Annotated in this window: 26 protein-coding genes; 7 read left to right on the forward strand and 19 right to left on the reverse strand. The window is 36.4% G+C overall.

Going from position 1 to position 22620, the window contains the following annotated elements; genetic code table 11:
* Window positions 1–98: 98 nt before the first annotated feature.
* The 18 genes from FLUTA_RS14325 to FLUTA_RS14410 all read right to left on the reverse strand — a co-directional run bounded on the left by FLUTA_RS14325 (window position 99) and on the right by FLUTA_RS14410 (window position 13343).
* A complete protein-coding gene (locus tag FLUTA_RS14325) occupies window positions 99–542 on the reverse strand; it encodes a hypothetical protein (RefSeq protein WP_013687607.1) in 444 nt (147 codons plus the stop codon).
* Between the two features lie 85 nt (window positions 543–627).
* Window positions 628–1767 carry a glycosyltransferase family 4 protein gene (locus FLUTA_RS14330; RefSeq protein ID WP_013687608.1) on the reverse strand — a complete coding sequence of 380 codons (1140 nt, stop codon included), beginning with the start codon at window positions 1765–1767 and terminating at the stop codon, window positions 628–630.
* A gap of 25 nt (window positions 1768–1792) precedes the next feature.
* Entirely contained in the window at window positions 1793–3079 is a 1287-nt protein-coding gene (locus FLUTA_RS14335) for a serine hydrolase domain-containing protein (RefSeq protein WP_013687609.1), read from the reverse strand.
* Window positions 3080–3171: 92 nt separating this feature from the next.
* Entirely contained in the window at window positions 3172–4311 is a 1140-nt protein-coding gene (locus FLUTA_RS14340) for a cysteine desulfurase family protein (RefSeq protein ID WP_013687610.1), read from the reverse strand.
* Between the two features lie 49 nt (window positions 4312–4360).
* A complete protein-coding gene (locus FLUTA_RS14345) occupies window positions 4361–4870 on the reverse strand; it encodes a YdeI/OmpD-associated family protein (RefSeq protein WP_013687611.1) in 510 nt (169 codons plus the stop codon).
* Window positions 4871–5032: 162 nt separating this feature from the next.
* Window positions 5033–6160 carry a vWA domain-containing protein gene (locus FLUTA_RS14350; protein ID WP_013687612.1) on the reverse strand — a complete coding sequence of 376 codons (1128 nt, stop codon included), beginning with the start codon at window positions 6158–6160 and terminating at the stop codon, window positions 5033–5035.
* 103 nt (window positions 6161–6263) lie between these two features.
* Entirely contained in the window at window positions 6264–6959 is a 696-nt protein-coding gene (locus tag FLUTA_RS14355; protein ID WP_013687613.1) for a thioredoxin domain-containing protein, read from the reverse strand.
* Window positions 6960–6983: 24 nt separating this feature from the next.
* A complete protein-coding gene (locus FLUTA_RS14360) occupies window positions 6984–7208 on the reverse strand; it encodes a hypothetical protein (protein ID WP_043024353.1) in 225 nt (74 codons plus the stop codon).
* Between the two features lie 80 nt (window positions 7209–7288).
* A complete protein-coding gene (locus FLUTA_RS14365; RefSeq protein ID WP_043023840.1) occupies window positions 7289–7609 on the reverse strand; it encodes a rhodanese-like domain-containing protein in 321 nt (106 codons plus the stop codon).
* A 4-nt stretch (window positions 7610–7613) separates the two neighbouring features.
* Complete coding sequence (locus FLUTA_RS14370; RefSeq protein ID WP_013687616.1) at window positions 7614–7892, reverse strand: rhodanese-like domain-containing protein; 279 nt, start codon at window positions 7890–7892, stop codon at window positions 7614–7616.
* Between the two features lie 11 nt (window positions 7893–7903).
* A complete protein-coding gene (locus tag FLUTA_RS14375) occupies window positions 7904–9253 on the reverse strand; it encodes an MBL fold metallo-hydrolase (RefSeq protein WP_013687617.1) in 1350 nt (449 codons plus the stop codon).
* A gap of 73 nt (window positions 9254–9326) precedes the next feature.
* The gene (locus tag FLUTA_RS14380) at window positions 9327–9695 is read right to left on the reverse strand and encodes a sulfite exporter TauE/SafE family protein (protein WP_013687618.1); all 369 of its coding nucleotides are present in this window, start codon (window positions 9693–9695) and stop codon (window positions 9327–9329) included.
* A gap of 88 nt (window positions 9696–9783) precedes the next feature.
* The gene (locus FLUTA_RS14385; protein WP_013687619.1) at window positions 9784–10404 is read right to left on the reverse strand and encodes a Crp/Fnr family transcriptional regulator; all 621 of its coding nucleotides are present in this window, start codon (window positions 10402–10404) and stop codon (window positions 9784–9786) included.
* A gap of 41 nt (window positions 10405–10445) precedes the next feature.
* Window positions 10446–11165, reverse strand: coding sequence for an acetolactate decarboxylase (locus FLUTA_RS14390; protein WP_043023841.1), 720 nt, complete (start codon window positions 11163–11165; stop codon window positions 10446–10448).
* A gap of 29 nt (window positions 11166–11194) precedes the next feature.
* Window positions 11195–11656 carry a hypothetical protein gene (locus FLUTA_RS14395; RefSeq protein WP_013687621.1) on the reverse strand — a complete coding sequence of 154 codons (462 nt, stop codon included), beginning with the start codon at window positions 11654–11656 and terminating at the stop codon, window positions 11195–11197.
* 64 nt (window positions 11657–11720) lie between these two features.
* A complete protein-coding gene (locus FLUTA_RS14400; RefSeq protein WP_013687622.1) occupies window positions 11721–12347 on the reverse strand; it encodes a hypothetical protein in 627 nt (208 codons plus the stop codon).
* Window positions 12348–12349: 2 nt separating this feature from the next.
* A complete protein-coding gene (locus FLUTA_RS14405) occupies window positions 12350–12856 on the reverse strand; it encodes an SRPBCC family protein (protein ID WP_013687623.1) in 507 nt (168 codons plus the stop codon).
* A complete protein-coding gene (locus FLUTA_RS14410) occupies window positions 12837–13343 on the reverse strand; it encodes a nuclear transport factor 2 family protein (protein WP_013687624.1) in 507 nt (168 codons plus the stop codon). Before FLUTA_RS14410 ends, FLUTA_RS14405 begins: the two co-directional genes overlap by 20 nt.
* 111 nt (window positions 13344–13454) lie before the next feature.
* On the opposite strand from FLUTA_RS14410, the gene recF reads away from it, so the two are divergent.
* From recF to FLUTA_RS14445, 7 genes are all read left to right on the forward strand, one after another.
* Complete coding sequence (recF, locus tag FLUTA_RS14415; RefSeq protein WP_013687625.1) at window positions 13455–14549, forward strand: DNA replication/repair protein RecF; 1095 nt, start codon at window positions 13455–13457, stop codon at window positions 14547–14549.
* Window positions 14546–14857, forward strand: coding sequence for a DciA family protein (locus tag FLUTA_RS14420; RefSeq protein WP_013687626.1), 312 nt, complete (start codon window positions 14546–14548; stop codon window positions 14855–14857). Before recF ends, FLUTA_RS14420 begins: the two co-directional genes overlap by 4 nt.
* A gap of 125 nt (window positions 14858–14982) precedes the next feature.
* Window positions 14983–15798 (forward strand): 3-methyl-2-oxobutanoate hydroxymethyltransferase, encoded by an 816-nt coding sequence (panB, locus tag FLUTA_RS14425; RefSeq protein ID WP_013687627.1) that lies wholly within the window; start codon window positions 14983–14985, stop codon window positions 15796–15798.
* A gap of 8 nt (window positions 15799–15806) precedes the next feature.
* Window positions 15807–16514, forward strand: coding sequence for an RluA family pseudouridine synthase (locus tag FLUTA_RS14430; RefSeq protein ID WP_013687628.1), 708 nt, complete (start codon window positions 15807–15809; stop codon window positions 16512–16514).
* Window positions 16511–18655, forward strand: a complete 2145-nt coding sequence (locus FLUTA_RS14435; RefSeq protein WP_013687629.1) for a two-component regulator propeller domain-containing protein — start codon at window positions 16511–16513, stop codon at window positions 18653–18655. The genes FLUTA_RS14430 and FLUTA_RS14435 overlap by 4 nt, the downstream gene beginning before the upstream one ends.
* Before the next feature lie 7 nt (window positions 18656–18662).
* Window positions 18663–20543, forward strand: a complete 1881-nt coding sequence (locus FLUTA_RS14440) for a tetratricopeptide repeat-containing sensor histidine kinase (protein ID WP_013687630.1) — start codon at window positions 18663–18665, stop codon at window positions 20541–20543.
* Window positions 20544–20579: 36 nt separating this feature from the next.
* Complete coding sequence (locus tag FLUTA_RS14445) at window positions 20580–21236, forward strand: response regulator transcription factor (protein ID WP_013687631.1); 657 nt, start codon at window positions 20580–20582, stop codon at window positions 21234–21236.
* A 332-nt stretch (window positions 21237–21568) separates the two neighbouring features.
* Here FLUTA_RS14445 and FLUTA_RS14450 read toward each other — a convergent pair whose 3' ends face one another.
* Window positions 21569–22618 (reverse strand): PorP/SprF family type IX secretion system membrane protein, encoded by a 1050-nt coding sequence (locus tag FLUTA_RS14450; RefSeq protein WP_013687632.1) that lies wholly within the window; start codon window positions 22616–22618, stop codon window positions 21569–21571.
* Window positions 22619–22620: the final 2 nt, after the last annotated feature.

Below are 22620 nucleotides of genomic sequence, written 5' to 3' on the forward strand. Positions count from 1 at the left end.
TAAAACTATTGGATTGTGAAGCTTATGTAAATAAATTATGAAGTGAGTTCATATTAAATTAACATTCGCTAAAAGGTTGTAGTAAGTAATGGGCTAAGTTAAAGAATTTGTTCGATTAGAAAGCTTTGTTGATTGATTTGAATGCAATCATTGATTTGTTTTTTCAATAAGACTTGACCAAGAGGTGCGGCTGCTCCAATACCAGTTATCTCTAGTTGATTGAAGCTGATTTTTCCTATGGGAACACCTACTAAAAAGTGCCCTTTATCTGTTTGAACCAATGAGCCAATTTTCACGATGTCTGATTCTTCCTGAGATAAACTTTCAATGAATCCTTTCAAACGTTGTTGTTCACTTAGTTGAACACTTAGCTTTGAAAGTTCTTGTTGTGCCATTTCACGTGCTGTTTCAAATTTATCACCAGCTGAACTTTTACTGTCTTCTGCAATATCTTTTTGCAAGTCGGAGATATCAGCCTGTAATCGGTCGATTTTTTCCTGAACTATCTTTGAAATGTGATTGAAGAGATTTTTTTTATCCATATAAAGAGTTCAAATGGGTTCAAAGGAGTTCAAAAGTTCAAATCTGTTTTACCTTTAACTCTTTGAACAACTGAATTATTTTGAACTATTCGTAAATAATAAAATGTTTGTTAAATAATTCAATGAGTTGGTTTTTGACACTTTCCTTTGAAAATTGCATGCCAAATGAGCGTAAGAAATTTTTATCATATTGAAATTTTCCATTCTTCATATCCAAAATAGCGTGTTTTAATTCGGCAATATTGTTGTGTTCGACTTTTATTCCCAATGAATCAGTCATGTTTGCCGCAATACCCACAGCTGTTGAAATTACTGGAGTTCCAGTTAACCATGCTTCCGCAATTACTATACTGAATGTTTCGTATTCTGAAGTAAGAATAAGTGCATCGTGTTCTTTTAATAGTTGGCTGACCTCTTCCCATTCAGAAGGACCGATAAAGGTAATAGCTTCACTGCAACTATTTAGTTTTGCCCATCTTTCCCATTCGTCGGTGTTTTGATCAGAAACAACGGTTAAACTGATTTTTTTACTAGATTCTAAATAGGCATTTAAAAAACCATCGAAAAGAAAACTCGGGTTTTTCGTGTTTTTATCAAGCGTTGAAATGTGGATAAACTTAGTTCTTTGAATCGGATTGGAATCTCTTAAACTGAAAATTTCTTCGTCTACAAAGTTTGGAATCACTTGGATTTTTGTAGTTGGAAAAAGCGGTTTCATATCTGTTCTCAAAACATTTGAAACTGCCACAATTTCTTTGGTGTGTCTACTTGCTCTTTTTATTAATTGTTGATGCAGAGAGATGAAATTCTTTCGAAGTTTTTTTCGATAATAAGAACCATGCTCCATCACAATTAATGGGCAATGAAAATACCTTTGTACTCTGGTGAATTGCATCGCTCTTGGAAGAAACACATGTGCAAAAATTAAATCAATGTGATCTAACATGAGTAATCCTTTTCGCAAAGCTTTTCGCTGTAACCACCAATGAATAAACCTGTTTTTTGAAATGCTGTGATAAATTCGAATGATTCTTACATTATCAACATACTGTTCATCTACTTCAATCGAGCTGCAATTTTTATCACCCATCGTATGAAGAACAGTAACTTCATACGTATCTGAAAGTAAATGTGCAAATCGCTCAACGAAATTTCCTGCGTATGGATCTAAACGCGTAGGAAACCATGAACTCATAACGAGAATATGTCTCTTCGTACCGGGCATAGGCTAAATTTAGTGGATTTTTTCACTAATAACGCATCACTCGGAAAGTTTTTGTATTGTTTTTTGTGTGAATTGTGAGAAAATAAACTCCTGCTTGAGCTGTGTTTAATGTGATTTCTTTTTCAACTTGCTGAAAAGTAACTATTTGCCCAAGTTGATTACTAACCTCCATTTTTTCGATACCTGTTAGATCGGAGATGGTGAAAGTGCCCGTTGAAGGATTGGGAGATAGTTGAATTTCTTCGATACTATTTTCAGTAGTCCCTAATGTACAACTCAATCGATTCATGTATTGCCAAATCGTATCGTTGTATTGCGTTCCAACTAGACTAGTCCCCATGTTAGCTCCCATTCGCACAACAACCAAGCCTTGTGATGGGACAACATTGATAATTTGCCCATTTTTTCCTTCTGCGGCGTACATATCAGTAGGAGCATTGGGGCAAAGTTCTCCAGAGAATACAAACTGAGATTGTGGAAGCATAAAGGAAGCTTTGCCATTTAACCAAGTCAAATATCCGTAAGAGTTGTTTAAACTTTGACTGCTGTTTCGCATTGCGTTGAGGTAGGTTAAATCTGGAAGTACAGGATTTGCGTTCCAATAACCATCTTGTGAAAGTAATAACCCAAAACGAGCCATTCCTCTTGCTTTTGATGCAAATACATTGTTGTATCCCAATTGAAGATACGTTCCAACCATTCCAATTTTGCTGCTTATTTTTTGATTTACCCAAGCATTCAATGTCAATCCTGTTGCAGATTCAATCACTGAGTCGAGTAGGGTATACGGTCCGTTGTGGTATGCCCATCTCGTTCCGGGTGCTGCTTTGTAAATCAAGCATGAGGGATCTGTACAATGAATATCTGACACTCCATCATCCAAACCTGTGGTCATAGTTAATTGATGTTTAATTGTAATTGCAGCTTCCTGAGTTGGTGTTAAGCTTGTCCAGCCAGTTCCTAGGTAATCAATCGTTGGGTCATTTATATCTAGAAAACCTTCGTGTTGTGCAATACCCACAGCATAAGCTGTTAAGGTTTTTCCTGCTGAATTCCACACATAAAAACTGTCTATAGTAAAGGTTCCAAAGTATTTCTCTAATACGATTTTTCCGTCTTTCAAAACAATAAATGCTTTGGAATCGGATAGTTCCAGCCAATCGTACATTTTGGTGATTGAATCTGGACACCATCCCAAGGTTGCTGGATCTGTTGTAGACCAAGTATTTCCGACTAGTGGAGGGAAATACGTTTGTGCCTTTAAATTTGAAAACCCAAGGATAAGGGCAAGTAGAAGTAAAGAAAGTTTCATAGAGCAGTTCGTTATATTATGTTCTTGCTAAGACGACTAAAACACAAAAAAGTTTAAACCTGTGTTTGAATTCTTTTCTTTATAGAGTCGATTTATGCTAATACCTTGTCATATATTGCTTCCAATTGTTCGATAGCAAAATCTATTTCTTCTTTGGTTGTGTATCTTGAAAATGAGAATCGGGCATTTGGGCGTGAATTATCCGCCTGAATTCCTTCCAATACATGTGAACCTTTTGTAGCTCCAGAAGAACATGCAGATCCCCCAGAACAAGCAACACCTTTTAAATCCAATGTAAATAAAAGCATTCCCGATTTTTCAGTTGCAGGCAAACACACGTTTAAAACGGTGTACAAACTTTTCGCAGGATCTGTTTCCCCGTGGAAAGTAACATCTGAAAGCGTTTCTTTTAATCGTTCAATCATGTAGGTTTTCAATCCTTGAACATGCGCTTGGTGTTCTTCTAAATGAGAGTATGCCAATTCGATTGCTTTTGCCAATCCAACAATTCCGTATACATTTTCTGTTCCTCCACGCAATCCTCTTTCTTGTGCTCCTCCGTGAATTAAAATATCTGTTTTGATGCGTTTATTGGCGTACAAAAATCCAATTCCTTTTGGACCGTGAAATTTATGTGCTGCACATGTCACAAAATCGATTCCTAATTTGTCCAAATCAAATGCGTAATGCCCCATTGTTTGAACGGTATCTGTGTGAAAATAAGCGTTGTATTTTTTGCAAATTTCACTTACTTTTTCAATTGGAGTTAATGTTCCAATTTCGTTGTTTGCGTGCATCAAAGAAACCAGCGTTGGTTTTTCGTCTTTCAAATAAGTTTCTAGCTCATTTAGATTGATATTTCCTTTGGAATCTACTGATAACCAAACAGCTTCAATGCCTTCTCTTTCGGCTAAATGTTCAATAGTATGACAAACAGCATGATGCTCAATAGTTGTTGAAATAATGCGTTTTACTCCTAATTGGAAAACACCTGTATTCAAAGCAATGTTATCTGCTTCTGTTCCGCCTGAAGTGAAAATAAGCTCACCCGGTGAACAGTTTAACTGTTTCGCAATTGATCTACGAGAAGTTTCAATTAACGCCTTTGTTTGTCGGCCATAGAAATGCGTTGAAGAAGGGTTTCCAAATTCATTTTGTAAAACTGGAATCATGGCTTCTGCAACTTCTTTTGCAAGTGGGGTTGTTGCAGCATTGTCTAAATATACACGCATCGAATTATTCTTTTTTACAAATTTAATCGTTTCGAAGGAAATGAATGAATTAATCCTTGCCCAGAAGAAACCGAAATGTTTCTTTTCCTTGGGGAGCTAAAAGTAGATTTGATAGTAATAAATGGGTTCGCTCCAACCTTTTTTCTGTTGATTTAGCAGTGGATACATGATTTAAAATGTATCGTTTCATTCCAGGAGTAAGGGCATCAAAACGATCTTTTGATTCTGGAACCTGAATCCAGTATTCGTTGATTTCATCTGCAACGGGAACTCCAAATTCAGAATCGTCTTTTTCCAATTGTACGATTACCGAATCTCCTAAAGTTTTTCCGAGCTTTTTTAGTCGGTCTTTTTGAACAGTGATCATTCCACTTCCTTCACCAAGAGCGAGAATTCCAGCTTGCCATTGAATTTGGTAATCTAAGGTGATGAGTAATCGCTGATTGAAATCTCCTTTTTCGGCTCTGCCAGGCAATTGAGCGAGTATATCAGGAGTAATTTCCACAAACCAGTAGTTGAGATAATCAAGTGCTCGTACGTCTGTTTCAAATTCGATCATGAGGTATTCTTGGAATGATAAAGATAGGAAAGGTAGATTGTTAATAACAGTTTGGTGAGTGTAATTTTAATTACCATGGTAAGTGGTGGATAATCTTGCACTTATCCCTGATTTGATGAAAAATCCCCGATTAGACTTAGTTAATCGGGGACTTATGGTTCATTATTCAACCGTGAATCCTATTTTCTGTGCGGTAGCAACTAAGGATTCAATGATTGCTGATCCAAGGTCTTTTTTTGCATCTGATTCATTGATTTTTTTCTTTTCTTCTGCAATATATTCTTCTCTTTTTTTCGAAAGTTCTCCAATTTTAGCTTGGTATTTAATGCGATCTGCTTTTTTAGACTCGATATATTTCGTTTGTTCTTCTTTCGTTTTTCCTTTCAGTTCTTTAGGAAGATCTTCCGGTCGAATACTATCTAATTTCACATTTCCTTCTTCCAATCCGTCTACTAAGTCCCAAGTTGCATTTTTGTAATTTGATTTTGATTTTGCTTCAGCTCGATCGCTCATGACAGCAATACCTTTAGATCCAGCGTTTTCATCTTCTCTTGCTTGTTTACTTGCTCGGTAATAACCGTCTCTTCCATATCCTACATACGTTTTGTTTAAAGAATCATTCGCCGTGATAATCTCTTTGTCGTATGGAGTATCAATGTGTTTGATTGCATCATTCGATTCAATGTTGAAATAAGAACCTTGCGTTTGAAGAGCTCCATCGTACCAAAATTCGCGCACTCCTTGATCGTATGCACCACAATAAATGGTGTTCACAATGATGTCTCGGTCTGCAGCTATTTTTAAAATTTTCTTGTAGTCAATCGGACCTTGATTGAAGGGCTCGTTTCCAGCGATGTAGACTAAACGCAAATCATTTGGGTTGTTAGACCATTTTAAATCGTTGATGGAAGATTCGATAACTGCGGCACAATATTCCGTTCCACCATTGGTTTTTAGTGAAAAAAGTTGACCTGAAATGGAGTCCAAATCGGCGATGAGGTCTGTTCGTTTGCGAATCCAATTAGGAGTTTTTATTTCATCGTTTCCATAATCGTACAGGGCAATTTCCAGCTGAGGGGCTTTGCCTTTATCAGACATTTTAGAAGCGATATTGACAATTTTCCAGATAGTTGATTTTGCTTGTTCGATTAGGCCGTCCATACTTCCGGAAGTATCGAATAGAATCGCAATTTGGATTTTACGCAATTCATCTGTTGGATGAACGGGTTGAGCTTGTGAGAAATGAATTCCCGCGATTAAGCTAACAATTGTAATAAGGATCGATTTCATAACGTTGGCGTTTTGAAGGGATACAGCCAAGTTCAAAAAACGTTCAGATAAGCTTTTTTTGATGAATCTAATTGCTATTTAGAGGTGATTTTTTCAGCCAATCTTATAATTGCTTTAACACTTCAGACTTTTCAATGAAGCCGGTGTTCGTCCAGATAAGCTTTTTCTTTTTGTAAATCTGTAATACCGGAATGGCACTAATTTGTAATTCTTTACAAAGTTCTTGGTTTTCATCTGCATTGATTCTGATAACAGTAACCGTATTTTTCAAATCATTCGCAATTTCATTCAAATAAGGTTCCATTTTTTTACAAGGGACGCACCAATCTGCATAAAAATCAATGAGGACTAATTTGTCCGAGTTTATAAGCACTTCGAAATCTTGTTTACTCATTCCTTTTGATACGACTTCATTCCTTGTCGTTTCGGGAAGATTTTGGCTTCGCCATTGCATCAGACCTCCTTCCATTTCATAAACTTCTTTGAAACCTTCTGCTCTCATCTTGCTAGCTGCTTCGGAACTTCGTCCACCACTTAAACAATAAACAAATACGGGTTTTGACTTGTCCAGAAATCCGATTTGATTCTCAAACTCAGTTCCGTTCCAATCGTAATTCAGGGCATTTTCAAGATGACCATTTGAAAATTCTGCTGGTGTTCTTACATCAATAATTGGAGCATTAGGAAGTCCTTTCAGTTTTGCTGAAAATTTGGTAGCAGGAAGTGAATTTGCTATTTGTCCATTAGAACAACTGACCAGGATAAGTGTTAGGAAGGTAATCGACAGGAATTTTTTCATGATGTTTAAATTAGTTTTTGAAGTTTACTTTTGGGTTTCTGATGACTTTTTGGTTTCTACCGCACAACTCCCACCATAGCAATTTCCAGCAGCACAGCCAAATGAAAACAATCCCATGGAGGCAAAGTAACTGCCAAACAAAATCCCGAACCATTGTTGGCTAAGGATTGATTGGATAATAATGATAGTTCCCAAAACAAGAAATAAGGCTCTTGTAAGTGTCCAATTTTTTAAGATTCGTTCTTTCATCTGTTTGAAATGCAAGTGAATCAAACCAAACTCAATTCTGTCAGATAAATCGAGCTTGGTAAAATTCACTTTATATTAAGTTATTGTCGAATTTTAGTTTGTAAACTGTACCAACCACCGCCATTGTGAACTTGCGTGTACCCATTTGATTTTAGAATGTTTTTTGCAGAAGCACTTCGCATTCCACTGGCACAACAAGTGATAATGGGTTTATCTTTGTCTTTAAGCCGGTTCAAATTACTTCCCAGAGAATCCAAACTGATGTTCAGAGAGCCATTGATGTGCCCGGCAGCATATTCTCCTTTAGTACGAACGTCCAGAATAATAGCTCCATTTTTCACTAACTCCGCATAATTTACTTTTGGGCCAAAGCCCAATAATTGTTTGATTGAGTTCATCATCTTTTTAACGTGTTTGAAAATAATTGACATCTAACCAAGAACCACCATTGTAACATTCGATTCCCTGATGGGATAAAAATTGTGTTGCCTGACCGCTTCTTCCTCCGGAAGCACAACAGAGAATTAAGGGTTGTTTTAAATTCTTTACTTCATCCAATCTTCGCTCTATTTCTTGCAAAGGAATGTTAATCGAGTTGGCTGCATTTCCACCTCTGAATTCTGCCACTGTTCTCACATCTACGATTGTACCTTGTCCTTCTTTGATCATTTGTTCTATGTTCATTTGAGTTTGGTTTAAAAAGTTTTTACTGCTTCACTTAAATCAATTACTTGTGAAGCTCCATGGATTTTTGATTTGATAATACTGCTTCCTGCCGCACTGCGGTATCCTCCTGCACAATGAACAACAATGGGCTTGTTCGTCGGAATTTCTTGACTTCGTTCTCTTAGTTCGTATAATGGAATGTGAATCGACTGTTCGAAAATTTTAGCTGCTTTCACTTCGGAAGGATTTCTGATATCAATGATTGTATACTTATTTAGGTTGTTTTTGAAATCTTCCAAATCGAATTCATCAGAAGATTCATTTCCGTAATCCAATACAAAAGCAAGCGCAATTTGGTTTTCATAACCGATTTTAGAGGTGCGTTCAATCAACTGATTCAAAACTTCTTCGTTTTCAGCTATCAAATAGAAGGATTCATTAGGATTTACAATACTTCCCAACCAGGTTTCAAATTTGACATCATCCATTAGATTAATGGCATTTTTTAAATGAGCTTTTTTGAACTGATCTTGCGGTCTGGTATCAATGATTAAAATTTCAGGATTAAGTGTATTTGCACAATCGGTGCAAGTAATAGCTTCTCTTTTCAGCACTTTTGAAATACTGGTTTGATACCCGCCAGCTCCTTTTTTATTGATCCCCACTTCAAAAGGGAAGTATTTAGGGATGAATGGCTGGTCAACCAATAGCTCTTGAATAAAGGCTTCTTCACTCATTGATTGCAAACTCCAGTTGCTCATTTTTTCAGCACCAATTGTACTGCTGTTTTGCTCACTCAACCCTTTTCCACATAAACTACCTGCTCCATGTGCTGGATAAACAATTACTGAATCTGGTAGTGTGATAAGTTTGTTTCTGAGTGAATGATACATCTGTTTTGCTAATTCTTTTCGTGGAGAAGTTATAGCACCTGCTTTTTCTCTTAAATCAGGTCTTCCACAGTCACCGATGAACAAGGTGTCTCCTGTAAAAACAGCGTGTTCTTTCCCGTTTTCGTCTATTGCCACTATACTAATACTATCTGGCGAATGACCAGGTGTGTTTAATGCTTTTAAGAAACTGTTTCCGAGTTTTATGGTGTCTCCGTCATCGAAAGATTGATGTGCATATTCGGCGCCAAGTAGTTTGCTTACATAAATTTTCGCATGAGTTGTTTCCTGAATTTCTAAGTGACTACTTACGAAATCAGCGTGAGGATGTGTTTCAATCACGGTCGTAATTTTTACATCGTGCTGTTTTGCAAAATCATAATAGGGTTGTGGATTTCTCGCCGGGTCAATCAGAGCGATTTCTCCATTACTGTGAATTGCATAAGAATAATGTGCTAAGTTTTTGTCTTCGAATTGTTTGATTTCCATGTCTCTTGGTGTTTGATGTTACAAAGTTACCCCCTTCTTTTTGGAGATACAGTGACTTTTGTTACATACTGAATTATTTTTGAAACCACATTTTAAGGGCAATTCCTACGAGCATTACTGCAAAAACTTTTTTCAATATTTCTTGAGGAATTTGTGTGGCAAATTTGGCACCGAAGAAGCCGCCCACAAAGAAAAATCCTGCTAGTATTAAAGCAGCTTTTACATCAACAAATCCTTTTTGATAATATTGAAATGCGGCTAAAGCCCCAACTGGAAGAACCATCATGATTAATGCAGTTCCTTGGGCTAATTGCTGAGAATAACCGAGAAAAATCATTAATGCAGGAATAATAATGATTGCTCCACCAAGGCCAAGCATGCCTCCGAGTAATCCAGCTGCTAGACCAATGATTCCTAAAATAAGTGCGTTTTGTAGTTCCATGTTCCATTTTCATTAATCTATTCCATTAGTGAATAAATTCGTTCACTGCAAAAGTCAGACAATGAAAATTGCTACACAGCAACCTTTGTTACAGAAGCGAAACTTTATTTCGACCTAATTTTACTAGGCCTTGATCTTCCATGTGTTTGAGGAGTCTTGAAACTACTACACGAGCAGTGCCTAACTCGTTGGCTAATTGTTCGTGAGTTACGGAGAGTGTCTTATTGCTAATGAGTTCACATTTTTTTTGAAGTAGATTTAAAAGTCGTTCATCCATTTTTTTAAAAGCCACGGCATTTACTACTTCCAATAGTTCTTCAAAGCGTTTGTGATAGAGGCGGAATATAAAGTCAAGCCACTCCGGATAGTCTTTAATAAGTAAACCGACCTTGTCAATTGGGATAAAGAGAATTTCTGTATCTTCTTCTGCAATTGCTTTTACTTTACTAGTATCTTGATGAATTCCACCTAAAAAAGACATGATGCAACTTTCACCAGGTTTGATGTAATAGAGCAAAATTTCCCTTCCGTCTTCATCTGTTCGCATCACTTTAATACTTCCCTTGGTGACAATTGGAATTGCTTTGATATAGGCATTCTCATTGAGGATGATTTCACCCTCGTCAAATGTTTTAGCAAAACCAAGGTCTGCAAGCTTTTCTCTGAGTTCTTTAGAAGATTTGAATTCGGATAGATTACTTAATTCCATAAAGTAAAGTTAATGTTTATCAAAGAGATAAAATACTTCTTTCATGGGGTAGGAAGGTAAAGTTTGAAAGTTCCTTTTTGGAAGAAAAAATCGTACAGATGCCCCATCTTTTGTTTGTCAGAAGTAATCAGATGCATGTGTAAATAGGTATCGTGGTGCGTGAATACTGCTTGGTGATCCTTGGAGAAAAAGCCTAAAATGGTTACTTCATCCTGATTAAGGAAATAGTTGGTTTGTCCTTGGTGAGCGTCTTCCGGAGAACTTACTTTTGATCCTTTGGGAAGATTTACAACATGAATTTTGGCTGTTTCCAGTGTTCCTTTTAATTGAAAGAAAAAGGGATGAACAGCGTTTTTGGTGATTTTATCAAGGAATGTCTCTAATTGAGCAATTGTTTGAATGCTGTCAGGTAAATCTTGCTCCGACCAGTTGTTGATGGTGGCATATCCAAAAAACGGAGCTTTGGCTTGAAATGTTTCTTCAACCTGCATTGTACTGTCTGTCACAACAGTGGATTTGTAAGCTTTACCATCAATTATCAGCAGTTCTCCCGTCAAATATTCCACTGGTCCAAGTCCAAATAAATGTTGTTTGTTTGAAATCGTATCGAGGTTTATTGTTCCGTAAAGTTGTCCCTTCCACATCACATTTTTCATTGCACCAACCATTTGAATGTTTGAATTGGATTGTTGGCAAAAGGAATTCAAAGAACTAATTAGGAAGCTGAATAGTCCAATGAAAAAAACGTTGAATGTTTTCATATTTGGGTTCCAGAATGTATCGGAAGAGCTTAGTTCTCCAACAATTTCTTTCGTTGGGAGCGCAATTCCGTTAGCAATGGCTCCAATTGGGAAGCTTCTTTATTGAACTCAATTGTTACTCTTTTTGTTCCTTCAGCTGTTTTGATTTCGATGTATTCCGAACCACCATCTGCGCAATCCGGACACCCGTATCGTTCTTCCAAGCTATTGAATTTCTTTAAATCGAGCTTTTCAGTCAATGTCGACCATTCCTTAGATGTATTCTTGAAATTTTCCACTTTTACAGGATTTGTGGTCGAATCAACACTCGCTTCAAAATAATTAATCTGATTTGGATAAAAAACGAGCTCTTTTCTGCAATAACCTCTACAATGACCAAAATTGGTTCCGTGGGTGATGCTAATAATTGTATCTTTTGAGGCAACTTCTTTTGGAGTGTTACAAGCTGTAAAGAAAACTAACAGTGAAACAAGGGCAATCATGATTTTCATAACTCAATTTTTTGGTGAAAGTAGGAAGAAATTTGGAGTGAATTGATTGGTTTTTTGTCTGAATTTATTTGGCTTTATAAGAAATGTTAGAATCGTTCGTAAATTCTACGTGACGATAAGTTCGGATAGCTTTATAATAATAGTCATTACTCATGAAATAATCCCAATGTTTGGAATTCAGCGTGTGATAAATAGTTTGATAGATTGAAGGAAATTGGTTTGGATTTAACTTTACCTCGTTCTGTCCAAATCTTCTCGTCCATTCGCTGTAATCGTGGTAATAAAAGATCCCAAAGTTGATTTTTTTTGAGTTCTTGAATAGAAAATAACATTCAGGAGCACAGCTTGAACTGCAGTTAGTTTCCTCCTTATTTTTCAATTGTTCTTTCAAAGTTGTTTTTCCGTATATACTGAATAGTGATAACAGACTGTCTTTTGGTGTTTTACGACATTTTAAATAGAAGTAACTTGACTTCTTATTTTTAATTTGAACTTGAAAAACACTATCATGGTAAACAAATAGAATGGAGTGGATTTTTGGAGGATTCATAAAGACGCCACTTCCCACTTCAACTTTATCACCACTATCTAGAAAACAAACAGCAGAGAAATCTTCATTCAAAGGTTTTGAATTTTGTCTACATGAGGCAAAAATCATGATGAGGAATAAAGCAAGAATGATTCGTTTCATACTTAAATATCTTGTAAACTATCCTTTTCAATCAAATTTTTCAGCAAAGTAACAGTTCCGTTCCAATAAAACTCCAAGTGCTTATAAATGATTTTCGACGGAAAATTTTCTGCTTCCACAATCAATTCTGTTTTTTCTGCTTTCGGAACCAAGTTAAAGGTAATCATCGTATGATTCTCAGGTGTATCAGCCAAATTTGACATGGAGCTCAGATATTCGTATTGAAAAATTTTTTCAGGCTCAAACTGAAGAATGGTTCCTTTATTTTCAAATTGCAGATGATGAAAACCTTTAATGCCAAACGGATTTCCAACTTTCCAATCAGTGATTACTTCAATGTTCATTTCGGGATCTCCCATCCATTGCTTCATCAAATCAGGATTCGTGAGGTATTCCCAAATCTTTGCAGGTGAATCTTGAATCAAAATGCTTTTTTCGATTCGCTTCGGATGATTTGAAAATTCGTAATTCGGCATTCGTAATTCGTAATTATTTTGTCTGATGATCATAACTCAAACTCTTATTCAATTTCCAAAGCCCGTTTTCTAATATCCACACATGTGTGAACTTCGCCGTACTAGCAAATTGTTCCTGTTTTCCATCCATCTTTTCGTAAAAGCGGTGTTCTCCATACTGGATTGCACCGTAGAGTTCTCCGTTTTCATAAAGGGGAAAAACCTGTGTCTTTTCCACAATGAGTTCCCTTCTTGATTGATAGGTTTCAGGATATTTACACAAGCCGTTTTTTAAATCATTCAGGAATTTTTTCCGGTTAGAAATACCAGATTTGTCATGGAAAAACTCAAAACTCTCGCTTAGCAAAGATTCAAACTGCGAAATGTCACAGGTATTGAAACCAACTTGAAAGAGCAAACTGTCTTTCGAAAGAATGGTTTTATATAGCTTCGAACTGCTTTCAACTTGCGTAAATGCACTTACTGACGAACCTACAAACCAAATAACTAAGAAAAATTTAAATAGATACTTTGAATTCATTCTTTAAAGTTAAAACAACTTGATAATTACGAATTACTCAATTGATAATTTTATCATCTCAATTCGTATCCCGATAATTATAGGGACGGCATTAATTCGTAATTTTACAACATGTTCGTCGAATCCCTTTCTTTAGTTAATTTTCGCAATCACTCTGAGGCCGAATTTCAGTTCGAAGCTGGTGTAAATTGCATTGTGGGGAAGAATGGATCAGGAAAAACAAATGTGCTGGATGCTGTTCATTATTTGAGCATGTGTCGCTCGTATTTGAACCCTACTGACAAACAGAATATTCGCTTCAATGAGCAGTTTTTTGTCATTCAAGGATGCTGGATGAAAGATGAACAGCCCTTCAATTTGTATTGTGGTGTAAAAGCGGGATCCAAGAAAGTTTTCAAGAAGAACAAAAAAGAATACAATCGTTTGGCGGACCACATCGGGCATTTTCCAGTGGTGATGATTTCTCCGTACGATACCGATTTGATTTCCGAGGGAAGCGAAGTGCGTAGAAGATGGATGGATGGAATCATTTCGCAATTCGACCATGAATATTTGAGCGATTTACAACGTTACAATAAAGTCTTAGATCAGCGAAATGCCTTATTGAAATTGCAATTTGAAAATGGTTTTTTCGAACGTGAATCCATTGAAATTTGGGACGAGCAATTGATTAAGTATGGAACTGCAATTCACAACAAGCGCGTTTCATTCATTGATGCATTTATTCCTCTGTTTCAACATTACTACAAGTGGATTTCGCAAGAGCAGGAATCTGTTTCGCTCAATTACGAATCTAAATTGTCTGAAACCGATTTCAGGACATTGATTCAACAAGCTTATCCGAAAGATATGCGAGTTCATTATACTTCTGTTGGAATTCACAAAGACGATATTACTTTTCTCTTAGAAGGTTTGCCAATCAAACGATTCGGATCTCAAGGACAGCAGAAAAGTTTCTTAATTGCCTTGCGTTTGGCACAATTCGATTGGTTGAAAGAACGCTTGAATCAAACTCCCATTTTATTGTTGGATGATATTTTCGATAAATTGGATAACTTGCGCGTAGCTCAATTAATGGAGTTGGTTTCTAAAAATACATTTGGTCAGGTTTTGGTAACCGATACGGATGAAATTCGAGTTTCAGCTATTTTTGAGACGATTCAAGTAAAACCGAAAATGATCATTTTTAATTCTGAATTGGTATGAGTGAGTGGGACGAACGAAAGAGATCTGGAAATGCTCAACCAATGAAGGAATTGGTGGATAAACTCATGAGCGCTTACCAATTGCAAGGTAAAATGACAGAAATGGAAGTTTTGAGCAAATGGGAAGAAATGATGGGAAAAGCAGTTGCGACCAGAACAACGCACCTTCAAATTCGAATGGGAGTATTGATTCTTCGTTTAAATTCCTCTGTAATGCGTGATGAACTAGCTCACGGTAAGCAAATTATCATTGAACGCGTCAATCAAACTGCAGGTAAACAGATTATTCACGATGTTTGGTTTGAGTAAACAGTTAGAAATGGTTCAAAACGTTCAAAAGGTTCAAAAATAGGATTCATTTTGAAAGTTTAAACTTTTGAACTTTTAAACTATTGAACTTTGTTCATTAACTTTGTTAGATAAAATAATCGCTCATGTCTGTGCATAAAAATGTAAAACGCGTAACAACGAACGTTTTACAAGAAATGAAAAACTCGGGAGCAAAGATCTCCATGCTTACTGGATACGATTTTTCAATGGCTCGAATCATTGATTCGGCTGGAATCGATATTATTTTGGTAGGTGATTCTGCTTCAAATGTCATGGCTGGGCATGAAACAACCCTTCCAATCACTTTGGATCAAATGATTTATCATGCTGGTTCTGTTGTTCGTGCAGTTGAACGCGCTTTGGTGGTGGTTGATATGCCTTTTGGGTCGTATCAAGGAAATTCAAAAGAAGCTTTGTCAAATGCAATCCGAATCATGAAAGAGTCGGGTGGACATGCCGTAAAATTGGAGGGTGGAATTGAAATCATCGAATCGATTAAACGGATTTTAACTGCTGGAATTCCAGTAATGGGGCATTTAGGTTTGACTCCACAATCGATTTATAAGTTTGGAACGTATGTAGTTCGTGCAAAAGAAGAAGGTGAAGCACAACGCTTAATTGAAGATGCGAAAGCATTGGAAGAAGCGGGATGTTTTGCAATCGTTTTGGAAAAAATTCCAGCATCTTTGGCTGAAACAGTAGCGAAAGCAGTTTCCATTCCAATAATCGGTATTGGAGCTGGAAATGGAGTAGATGGCCAGGTGTTGGTTGTTCACGATATGTTGGGAATCAATAACGAATTTTCGCCACGTTTCTTGCGTAAATATGCAAACTTGTATGATATCATGAAAGAAGCTGTTGAAAGCTACATTGAAGATGTACGGAGCGGTGATTTCCCGAATCAAAACGAACAATACTAGTTTTCAATATGGAGCAAATCCGAGCTGAAGATGTTCTCTACGAGGATAATCACCTGTTGGTGGTTAATAAACATGCAGGAGAAAATGTACAAGGCGATATTTCGGGCGACTTTCCATTGGTGGAAAAAGTGCGTGAATTCATTCGTCATAAATTTGATAAACCTGGAAATGTTTTCTGTGGATTGATTCATCGATTGGATAGACCTGTTTCTGGAGCAATTGCTTTTGCCCGAACAAGTAAAGCGCTTACTCGTATGAATAAACTCTTTGCTGAAAAACATCCCCGCAAAATTTATTGGGCGGTTGTTGAAAAGGCTCCCAAGGAAAAGTCAGGTTCTTTAACACATCATTTGGAGAGAAATGAAAAGCAAAATAAAACATATGCTTTCCAGGAAGAGCGAAAAAACACCAAAGAAGCACGATTAAAATACAGACAGTTGTTGAGTTCGGACAATTACACCTTGTTGGAGGTAGAGTTGGAAACGGGTCGACATCATCAAATTCGCGCGCAATTGTCTGCAATAGGCTGCATCATTAAAGGCGATTTGAAATATGGAGCTAAGCGCTCAAATCCAGATGGTTCTATATATTTGCATTCCAGGGAATTGGAATTTGAACATCCAACTTCCAAAGAAGTTGTAAAAATAATAGCTCCAGTGCCACAAGATAAACTCTGGCAGTGGTTTGAAATTGAACTGAAAAAGCAAAAAAAATGAAACTGATTCCTGTTTTTCTTCTATTCACATCATTCATTATTGCCCAAACAAAACCCTATTATTATCCAGTTCAAACTTCTTTGGGAGACCATCGAATTACAACTATCGTTCAAGATGATTTTGGACGATTAATTCTTGGAACAGATAAAGGGATTTTTACATTCAATGGATTCCAATCGAAGCAAATTCCTTCTTCAAAATTATATTCAAATGATATTCTGCAAATCATTAAGCTTCAAAATCGGTTTTATGGATTGAATAAAACAGGGCAATTGTTCGTTGTAAAAGAAGATCGAGTTTCTACGATTCCAATTCCCCAAATTAAAAGTCCGATAGTTCGCTTAGAGGAAACTGCAAATGGCGAATTGCGGATTATTTGCTCTGAAGCGATTTATACTTACTCATTGCAGCCATTTTCTTTGAAATCAACCGTTCATATTCCCTTTTATGAAAAAGGAAAGGCAGAATTGATTGACTATAGTGAGAATGAGAAAGGAAGTTATGCTTTGCTTTCAAGTAATGAATTTGTAGATCTCAAGGATCAAACTGCCAGAACGCTACCTGGAATGACAGGTAGATGGTTGATGAATTTGAAAAATAAGCTCGTCATTTTACCAGCGAAGCCCAATTCGAATATTTCGATGCAATTTTCAAACAAACGCTTTAAGAATCTGAATAAATTAATCGGTTCATTCAATCATTCAATTCAAAAAGTATGTACGATTGACGAACATATTTATTTGTTGTCGGAAACCGGCTTGATTATTCTGAGAGCAGGAGAAATGAAGATTCAGTCGGTCATTGTTGGAATGCATGTAACGGCTGTTTTTCAGGATAAGGATAAAAATGTATGGATTGGCACGAAAACGAAAGGATTGTATTGCATGCCTTTTGGAAGCTATAAGTTGCTAAATGCGACTGAATTTAACTCTTTGGAGGCTTACAATAATCAGATAATCGCGCGAACCAATGGAGGTGAAACTCAATTTCTAACTTCATTTGGTAAGAAGAGCAACAAAAACCCATTTAAGAATACAAATCCTCAAGAGAATGTTGCAAATGCAGAAATTGCTACTCCCATTATTTTAGCAGATGAATTTGTGAAATCAATTTTGCCTTTAAAAGCTGGAGGATATTTGATTGCTTCCTCAAAAGGCTTATTTAAAATTGATGCAAAAACTCCAAAGGAGTTTCGGAAAAAATTACTTAAGCCCGATGGAAGAACAGAAATTTTTGCCAATCCAATCAAAGATTTAGTGGTTTCTGACTCCTCAAGTGAAATGCTTTTCTCCAATCTTGAAGGATTGTTTACCTTGAATTTAGAAACCTTGGAATATCACTCGATTCGTTATTTCAATGAGAGCATTGATCCTTCTCAAATTTTGTTTAATAACCGAAAATGGTATGTATTGAGTTCAACGAATAAAATTTTCACAATCAATAAAGGAAGAATAACGCATGAAGTAAATTTTAGAGAAAATGGAACGAATATCCTTGTCACGAAACTCAAAATTTACAACAATAAATTCTACATTCTTTCCGATAAGACTTTATATAGAACGGATCAATTGGATGGGAATTTAGAGCGATTGGACGAACTTTCACGGATGAATGACTTATTCCTAAGAGATTTTGTTATTCTAGACAAAAAAGTGTTTGTAGCAACTCAATTGGGCTTGTTCTTGTTCAAATGGGAGCAATTCAAATCTGATTTTCCATCCTTTATTCTAGGTAAACCAACGGGAGATTTTCAAACTAAAAATTCGCCTAAATTCGAATCTGAAAACACGGAAGTCATCATTCCTTACGAATTGGTGGAGTTGATGGGAAATCACCCGTATGACTTACAGTACCGATTGATTCGAAATGATAATACGGAGCAAGTATCTTGGTCTAATACATCTTTGGGTTTAACAAAACTGACCTTTGAGCACTTAAGTTCTGGATCTTACAAGTTAGAATTACGTTTATTTGATCCAGGAACAAAAAGTTTCTCCAAATTAATAAGCACTTCATTTTTAGTGAAAGCTTCTTGGTATGAAGATACGTTGATTTGGTTTATTGCTGGAATTCTAGTTGGCTTTTTCGGCCTACTTTATCTGAAGCGGAGAAAGCGATTGAAAAAAATGGAATTGAACTAATTGTGCTATGAAAAAAGGTTGTTTCTTATTCTTAGTTACTCTTTTTACATCCATTCAGAGTTTTGGACAATGCGATACCAATAAAATCAATCTCCGGAACGATGCTGTTCTTAATTTGTGCTATGAAAATCCAAAAGCAGCTATAAAAGAATGCAAACAAATTGCGATTCAAGCCAATGAATGTGGGTTTTACATTGGAGAAATTAGAGCTTACATTCGAATCGGAATAGCTTATGATGTGCTTTCTCAAACAGATTTGTCCATCGAGAATTACCAGAAAGCACTTTTCATTGCTAAAGAGAACAACTATTTTAAAGGGATTGCTTCTTGTCAGAATAATTTGGGTTTGATTTACTGGCGAAAAAATGATTTGAAACGCGCCATTCAATCTTTTCACAAAGCGAAGTTGTTTTTTGAAAAAATGGATGATTACTCCAATGTTGGAGCCACTCAAAACAATCTAGGATTACTTTATGAAGAATTGGATTCGAGAAGTACGGCTTTGTACTGGTATCGAAAAAGTGCCGCATCTTATAAACGAGGAAATGACAAAGATCAAATTTTGGATACTTACTCAAACATGGGAACCATTTTTAATTCCCTAAAACAGAGAGATTCTAGTTTGTATTATTCCGAATTGGCAATTAAAGGATATCGAAGAACATCGAATAAATACGGATTAGCGATTGTATTGTGCAATAAAGCAATGGTTTTGGCTGAATTGAAACAATACCCAAAGGCGGAAATATCGTATCGCGAAAGTGCATCTCTTGCTAAGGAAATTGAAAATGAATATTTGTATCTCAGTACTTTAATTAATTGGGCGAGAATCTACAAACATCAAAAAGATCAAAGGCAAGAAGAAAAGTTATTGCGTGAAGCTTTGCCAATTGCAGAAAAACTCCAAGCCAATGAGCAATTGTATAAAATTTCAAAAGCGCTTGGTTCGATTTGTTTGGATCAAAATAAGAATCGAGAGGCACGAATTCTTTGGGATAAATATGAAGCATTTCACTTGAAATATTACAAAGAGCTTCGGGATCAAACGATTGCTAGAACCAATGCCATTTACGATATTAAATCTGAGAAACAACGATCAGAACTTTACCGCAAAAAGAAAGATACCGAATTGCGTGAACAACAGTTGAATCGGAAATTGGAAAATACGTATTGGATTGTTCTTGTTGCCATTTTATTCCTAACGGTTATTACACTGATATTCTACTTTAGAAAGCGCGCTTTAAAGAAGGAATTAATTGCTCAGCAACAAGTTTTTCAAGCTACCAATGAAGAACGGAAACGAATCTCGTATGATTTGCATGATTTAGTGGGCTCACAGTTGAGTTTTGTGGTGAATAACTTGGAATTACTGACTTTCACCGATCAAGACAATGAGCGAATCTCTAGAACTTTTCAAATGAGTCAGGAAGCAATGGGATCTTTGCGAGATACTGTTTGGGCTTTGCACACCGAAAATATGTCTTCGAAGGTATTGGTTGAACGGATGAAGAACGTTTCCAAAAGATGGCTCGTTGATAATGGGATGGATGTTCAATATAGTGTCAAATTGAGTGATTCAGAATTGGATTCAGGAACTTCGCTTCATGTGATGCGCATTTTCCAAGAAGCAATTAGCAACGTTTATAAACACGCTGAAACCAAGAAGGTAAAGATCGACTTGCAGGAAGAAGAAGAGTTCATTGAGATGACGATTGAAGATTTTGGAAAAGGATTTGATCCTGATTTTAGACCAGACTTTCACTACGGATTGAAAAGTATCGAAGAGCGTGCAAAAAAAATAGGAGCAAGTTATTCCATTCAACAAACCGATAAGCATTCAGGAATGATTGTTCAACTGAAATGGAAAAAAAATAGCTCAATTGCGTAATTGCTTATCTTTCGAAAATGAATCACTTTTGTTACTATGGGAATGTGTTCGATAGGAATCGTTGACGACAAGGTCTACAATGTACAAATTTTGACTGAAAAGTTAGAAGCTAAATCAGGAGTAAAAGTTGCCTTAACTGCTTATAACGGACAGGCGTTTCTGCATATTCTACCAACATTAACAACGTTGCCTGAAATTATTTTCATGGATATTGACATGCCAGTTTTAGATGGTATTGAAGCTGTGAAACAAGCCAAAGCACTGTATCCGCAAATTCATTTTATCATGATTACTGTATTCGATGATGAAGAACGGATCTTCTCGGCAATTCAAGCTGGAGCAAGTGGTTATTTATTGAAAGATGAATCCATCGCGAATCTTCATTTAGCAATAGACAATGTATTGAACTTCGGTGCAGCTCCTTTAGCTCCAATGATTGCGAAGAAAGCCTATAATTTCATTCAGAATCAAAACAAAGAATCGAATATTCAGGAAGAAAATTCTCCGCTGAGTTCACGTGAAATGGATATTTTGAATTGCTTAGCCCAAGGTAAGAGTTATACCATTATTGCAGATGAACTCTTTATTAGTCCACACACGGTACGAAAACACATGACGAATATCTATGAAAAGCTCCATGTGAATTCGAAAGTAGAAGCGGTTCGTTTAGCGATGCAGAAGAAATGGGTTTAATCCAATTACGAATGCCGAATTACGAATTTTTAAATTTGTTTATCTGCGTAAAATTTGTATTCTCAGTAGAAAAATAAACCTCCGTGTAATTCGAAGTTGTTTTCAATAGAAAATTTTATTTCACAAAAATGTAACCTCAAAGAGATAAAACACGGATTCCATAGACCAAGTATGGATCCCCCGACTATTACCAGTGTATTACCCTACTATGCTTCGACTTTTGTACTGATTTTTAACAAGGGATTTAAGTTTAGAATTCTTTTAATTAGGAATTAGGAATTAGGAATTAGGAATTAGGAATTAGGAATTAGGAATTAGGAATTAGGAATTATCTAGAATCCACTAAATTCCTTCGGACAACGATAACGTCTCTTCATATTTTTGCTATTCACATTGCTAGAGAACAATACTCTGTTTGGTATTTCGAATAATAGCGAAAGCTCGTGACTTCCATAACTGCTCGTTTTTAAGCGAGAGATCGTCATGTCAAAGTTGTAAGTTACGCGCCAAATGGTTTCAGATTTACTTTTTAGGTTTAAGCCAAGCGTAAAAATAAAGGAATCATAATGCTTGAAATTGAGTGCAGCTGTTCTGTTTCTAAACCAAATTCCAATGATAAATGGTTGACTCACAAAATTACTTCCGATACTAAATGTCTTGAATTCATTTTGCATTTCGAAAACAATTCCAGGAGAAACAATAAACTCGTTGAAAAGAAGATTTGATTGCCCATGAAATACCAATTTGAACGGCAGTTTCTCATTGTCTCCCAAAAAGGCATCTTTGGGTTGTGATAAATGATGAATAGCCCCACCAATTGTTGCATTGAATCTTTTAAATGCTCCACTTTGTTTTCGAGCAGATCCATTGAAACGCGCTACTAATCCCGCGCTGAAATCTGCATACGAAACGGTATTATAACCTGGTCGATTGAAACTACTCGTGTTCACATTTCCCATTGTTTCATGTAGTTGATCAGAAAATGTCAATTTAGACCAATCAATGTTTTTAGTAATAAATCCACCACTCACTCCAGCCTGAAGGATGAAATTTTTCGTATCAACTGGTCTGTAAGAATAATTGACATAACCTCCTGCAGTGCGCAAAAGGGCTTCTCCACCAACATCTGAGTAGGCCATGATTCCTAATCCCATTTTGTACATTGTTTGTGCTTCCGCAGAGAACGAAAAAGTGTTGAATCTTCCAGGAATCGGCCCCCATAACGACCGGGCATTTAAACGAATGGCAATTCCATTATTTACGGCTGTCATGGAAGGATTGTAATAAATGGGATTATTATAGAACTGCGAAAAATTCGCATCCTGAGCAAGAATATTTTTTGTTCCAATAACTAGAAATAGGATTAAAAGGGTTACTCTCATGA

This window comes from Fluviicola taffensis DSM 16823 (assembly GCF_000194605.1).
Classification (GTDB): domain Bacteria; phylum Bacteroidota; class Bacteroidia; order Flavobacteriales_D; family Crocinitomicaceae; genus Fluviicola; species Fluviicola taffensis.

What these genes read in the sequence shown, in the direction of transcription:
- FLUTA_RS14325 (WP_013687607.1), bottom strand. Translation starts at nt 542, where the DNA reads ATGGATAAAAAAAATCTCTTCAATCACATTTCAAAGATAGTTCAGGAA.
- FLUTA_RS14330 (WP_013687608.1), bottom strand. Translation starts at nt 1,767, where the DNA reads ATGCCCGGTACGAAGAGACATATTCTCGTTATGAGTTCATGGTTTCCT.
- FLUTA_RS14335 (WP_013687609.1), bottom strand. Translation starts at nt 3,079, where the DNA reads ATGAAACTTTCTTTACTTCTACTTGCCCTTATCCTTGGGTTTTCAAAT.
- FLUTA_RS14340 (WP_013687610.1), bottom strand. Translation starts at nt 4,311, where the DNA reads ATGCGTGTATATTTAGACAATGCTGCAACAACCCCACTTGCAAAAGAA.
- FLUTA_RS14345 (WP_013687611.1), bottom strand. Translation starts at nt 4,870, where the DNA reads ATGATCGAATTTGAAACAGACGTACGAGCACTTGATTATCTCAACTAC.
- FLUTA_RS14350 (WP_013687612.1), bottom strand. Translation starts at nt 6,160, where the DNA reads ATGAAATCGATCCTTATTACAATTGTTAGCTTAATCGCGGGAATTCAT.
- FLUTA_RS14355 (WP_013687613.1), bottom strand. Translation starts at nt 6,959, where the DNA reads ATGAAAAAATTCCTGTCGATTACCTTCCTAACACTTATCCTGGTCAGT.
- FLUTA_RS14360 (WP_043024353.1), bottom strand. Translation starts at nt 7,208, where the DNA reads ATGAAAGAACGAATCTTAAAAAATTGGACACTTACAAGAGCCTTATTT.
- FLUTA_RS14365 (WP_043023840.1), bottom strand. Translation starts at nt 7,609, where the DNA reads ATGATGAACTCAATCAAACAATTATTGGGCTTTGGCCCAAAAGTAAAT.
- FLUTA_RS14370 (WP_013687616.1), bottom strand. Translation starts at nt 7,892, where the DNA reads ATGAACATAGAACAAATGATCAAAGAAGGACAAGGTACAATCGTAGAT.
- FLUTA_RS14375 (WP_013687617.1), bottom strand. Translation starts at nt 9,253, where the DNA reads ATGGAAATCAAACAATTCGAAGACAAAAACTTAGCACATTATTCTTAT.
- FLUTA_RS14380 (WP_013687618.1), bottom strand. Translation starts at nt 9,695, where the DNA reads ATGGAACTACAAAACGCACTTATTTTAGGAATCATTGGTCTAGCAGCT.
- FLUTA_RS14385 (WP_013687619.1), bottom strand. Translation starts at nt 10,404, where the DNA reads ATGGAATTAAGTAATCTATCCGAATTCAAATCTTCTAAAGAACTCAGA.
- FLUTA_RS14390 (WP_043023841.1), bottom strand. Translation starts at nt 11,165, where the DNA reads ATGAAAACATTCAACGTTTTTTTCATTGGACTATTCAGCTTCCTAATT.
- FLUTA_RS14395 (WP_013687621.1), bottom strand. Translation starts at nt 11,656, where the DNA reads ATGAAAATCATGATTGCCCTTGTTTCACTGTTAGTTTTCTTTACAGCT.
- FLUTA_RS14400 (WP_013687622.1), bottom strand. Translation starts at nt 12,347, where the DNA reads ATGAAACGAATCATTCTTGCTTTATTCCTCATCATGATTTTTGCCTCA.
- FLUTA_RS14405 (WP_013687623.1), bottom strand. Translation starts at nt 12,856, where the DNA reads ATGATCATCAGACAAAATAATTACGAATTACGAATGCCGAATTACGAA.
- FLUTA_RS14410 (WP_013687624.1), bottom strand. Translation starts at nt 13,343, where the DNA reads ATGAATTCAAAGTATCTATTTAAATTTTTCTTAGTTATTTGGTTTGTA.
- recF (WP_013687625.1), top strand. Translation starts at nt 13,455, where the DNA reads ATGTTCGTCGAATCCCTTTCTTTAGTTAATTTTCGCAATCACTCTGAG.
- FLUTA_RS14420 (WP_013687626.1), top strand. Translation starts at nt 14,546, where the DNA reads ATGAGTGAGTGGGACGAACGAAAGAGATCTGGAAATGCTCAACCAATG.
- panB (WP_013687627.1), top strand. Translation starts at nt 14,983, where the DNA reads ATGTCTGTGCATAAAAATGTAAAACGCGTAACAACGAACGTTTTACAA.
- FLUTA_RS14430 (WP_013687628.1), top strand. Translation starts at nt 15,807, where the DNA reads ATGGAGCAAATCCGAGCTGAAGATGTTCTCTACGAGGATAATCACCTG.
- FLUTA_RS14435 (WP_013687629.1), top strand. Translation starts at nt 16,511, where the DNA reads ATGAAACTGATTCCTGTTTTTCTTCTATTCACATCATTCATTATTGCC.
- FLUTA_RS14440 (WP_013687630.1), top strand. Translation starts at nt 18,663, where the DNA reads ATGAAAAAAGGTTGTTTCTTATTCTTAGTTACTCTTTTTACATCCATT.
- FLUTA_RS14445 (WP_013687631.1), top strand. Translation starts at nt 20,580, where the DNA reads ATGGGAATGTGTTCGATAGGAATCGTTGACGACAAGGTCTACAATGTA.
- FLUTA_RS14450 (WP_013687632.1), bottom strand. Translation starts at nt 22,618, where the DNA reads ATGAGAGTAACCCTTTTAATCCTATTTCTAGTTATTGGAACAAAAAAT.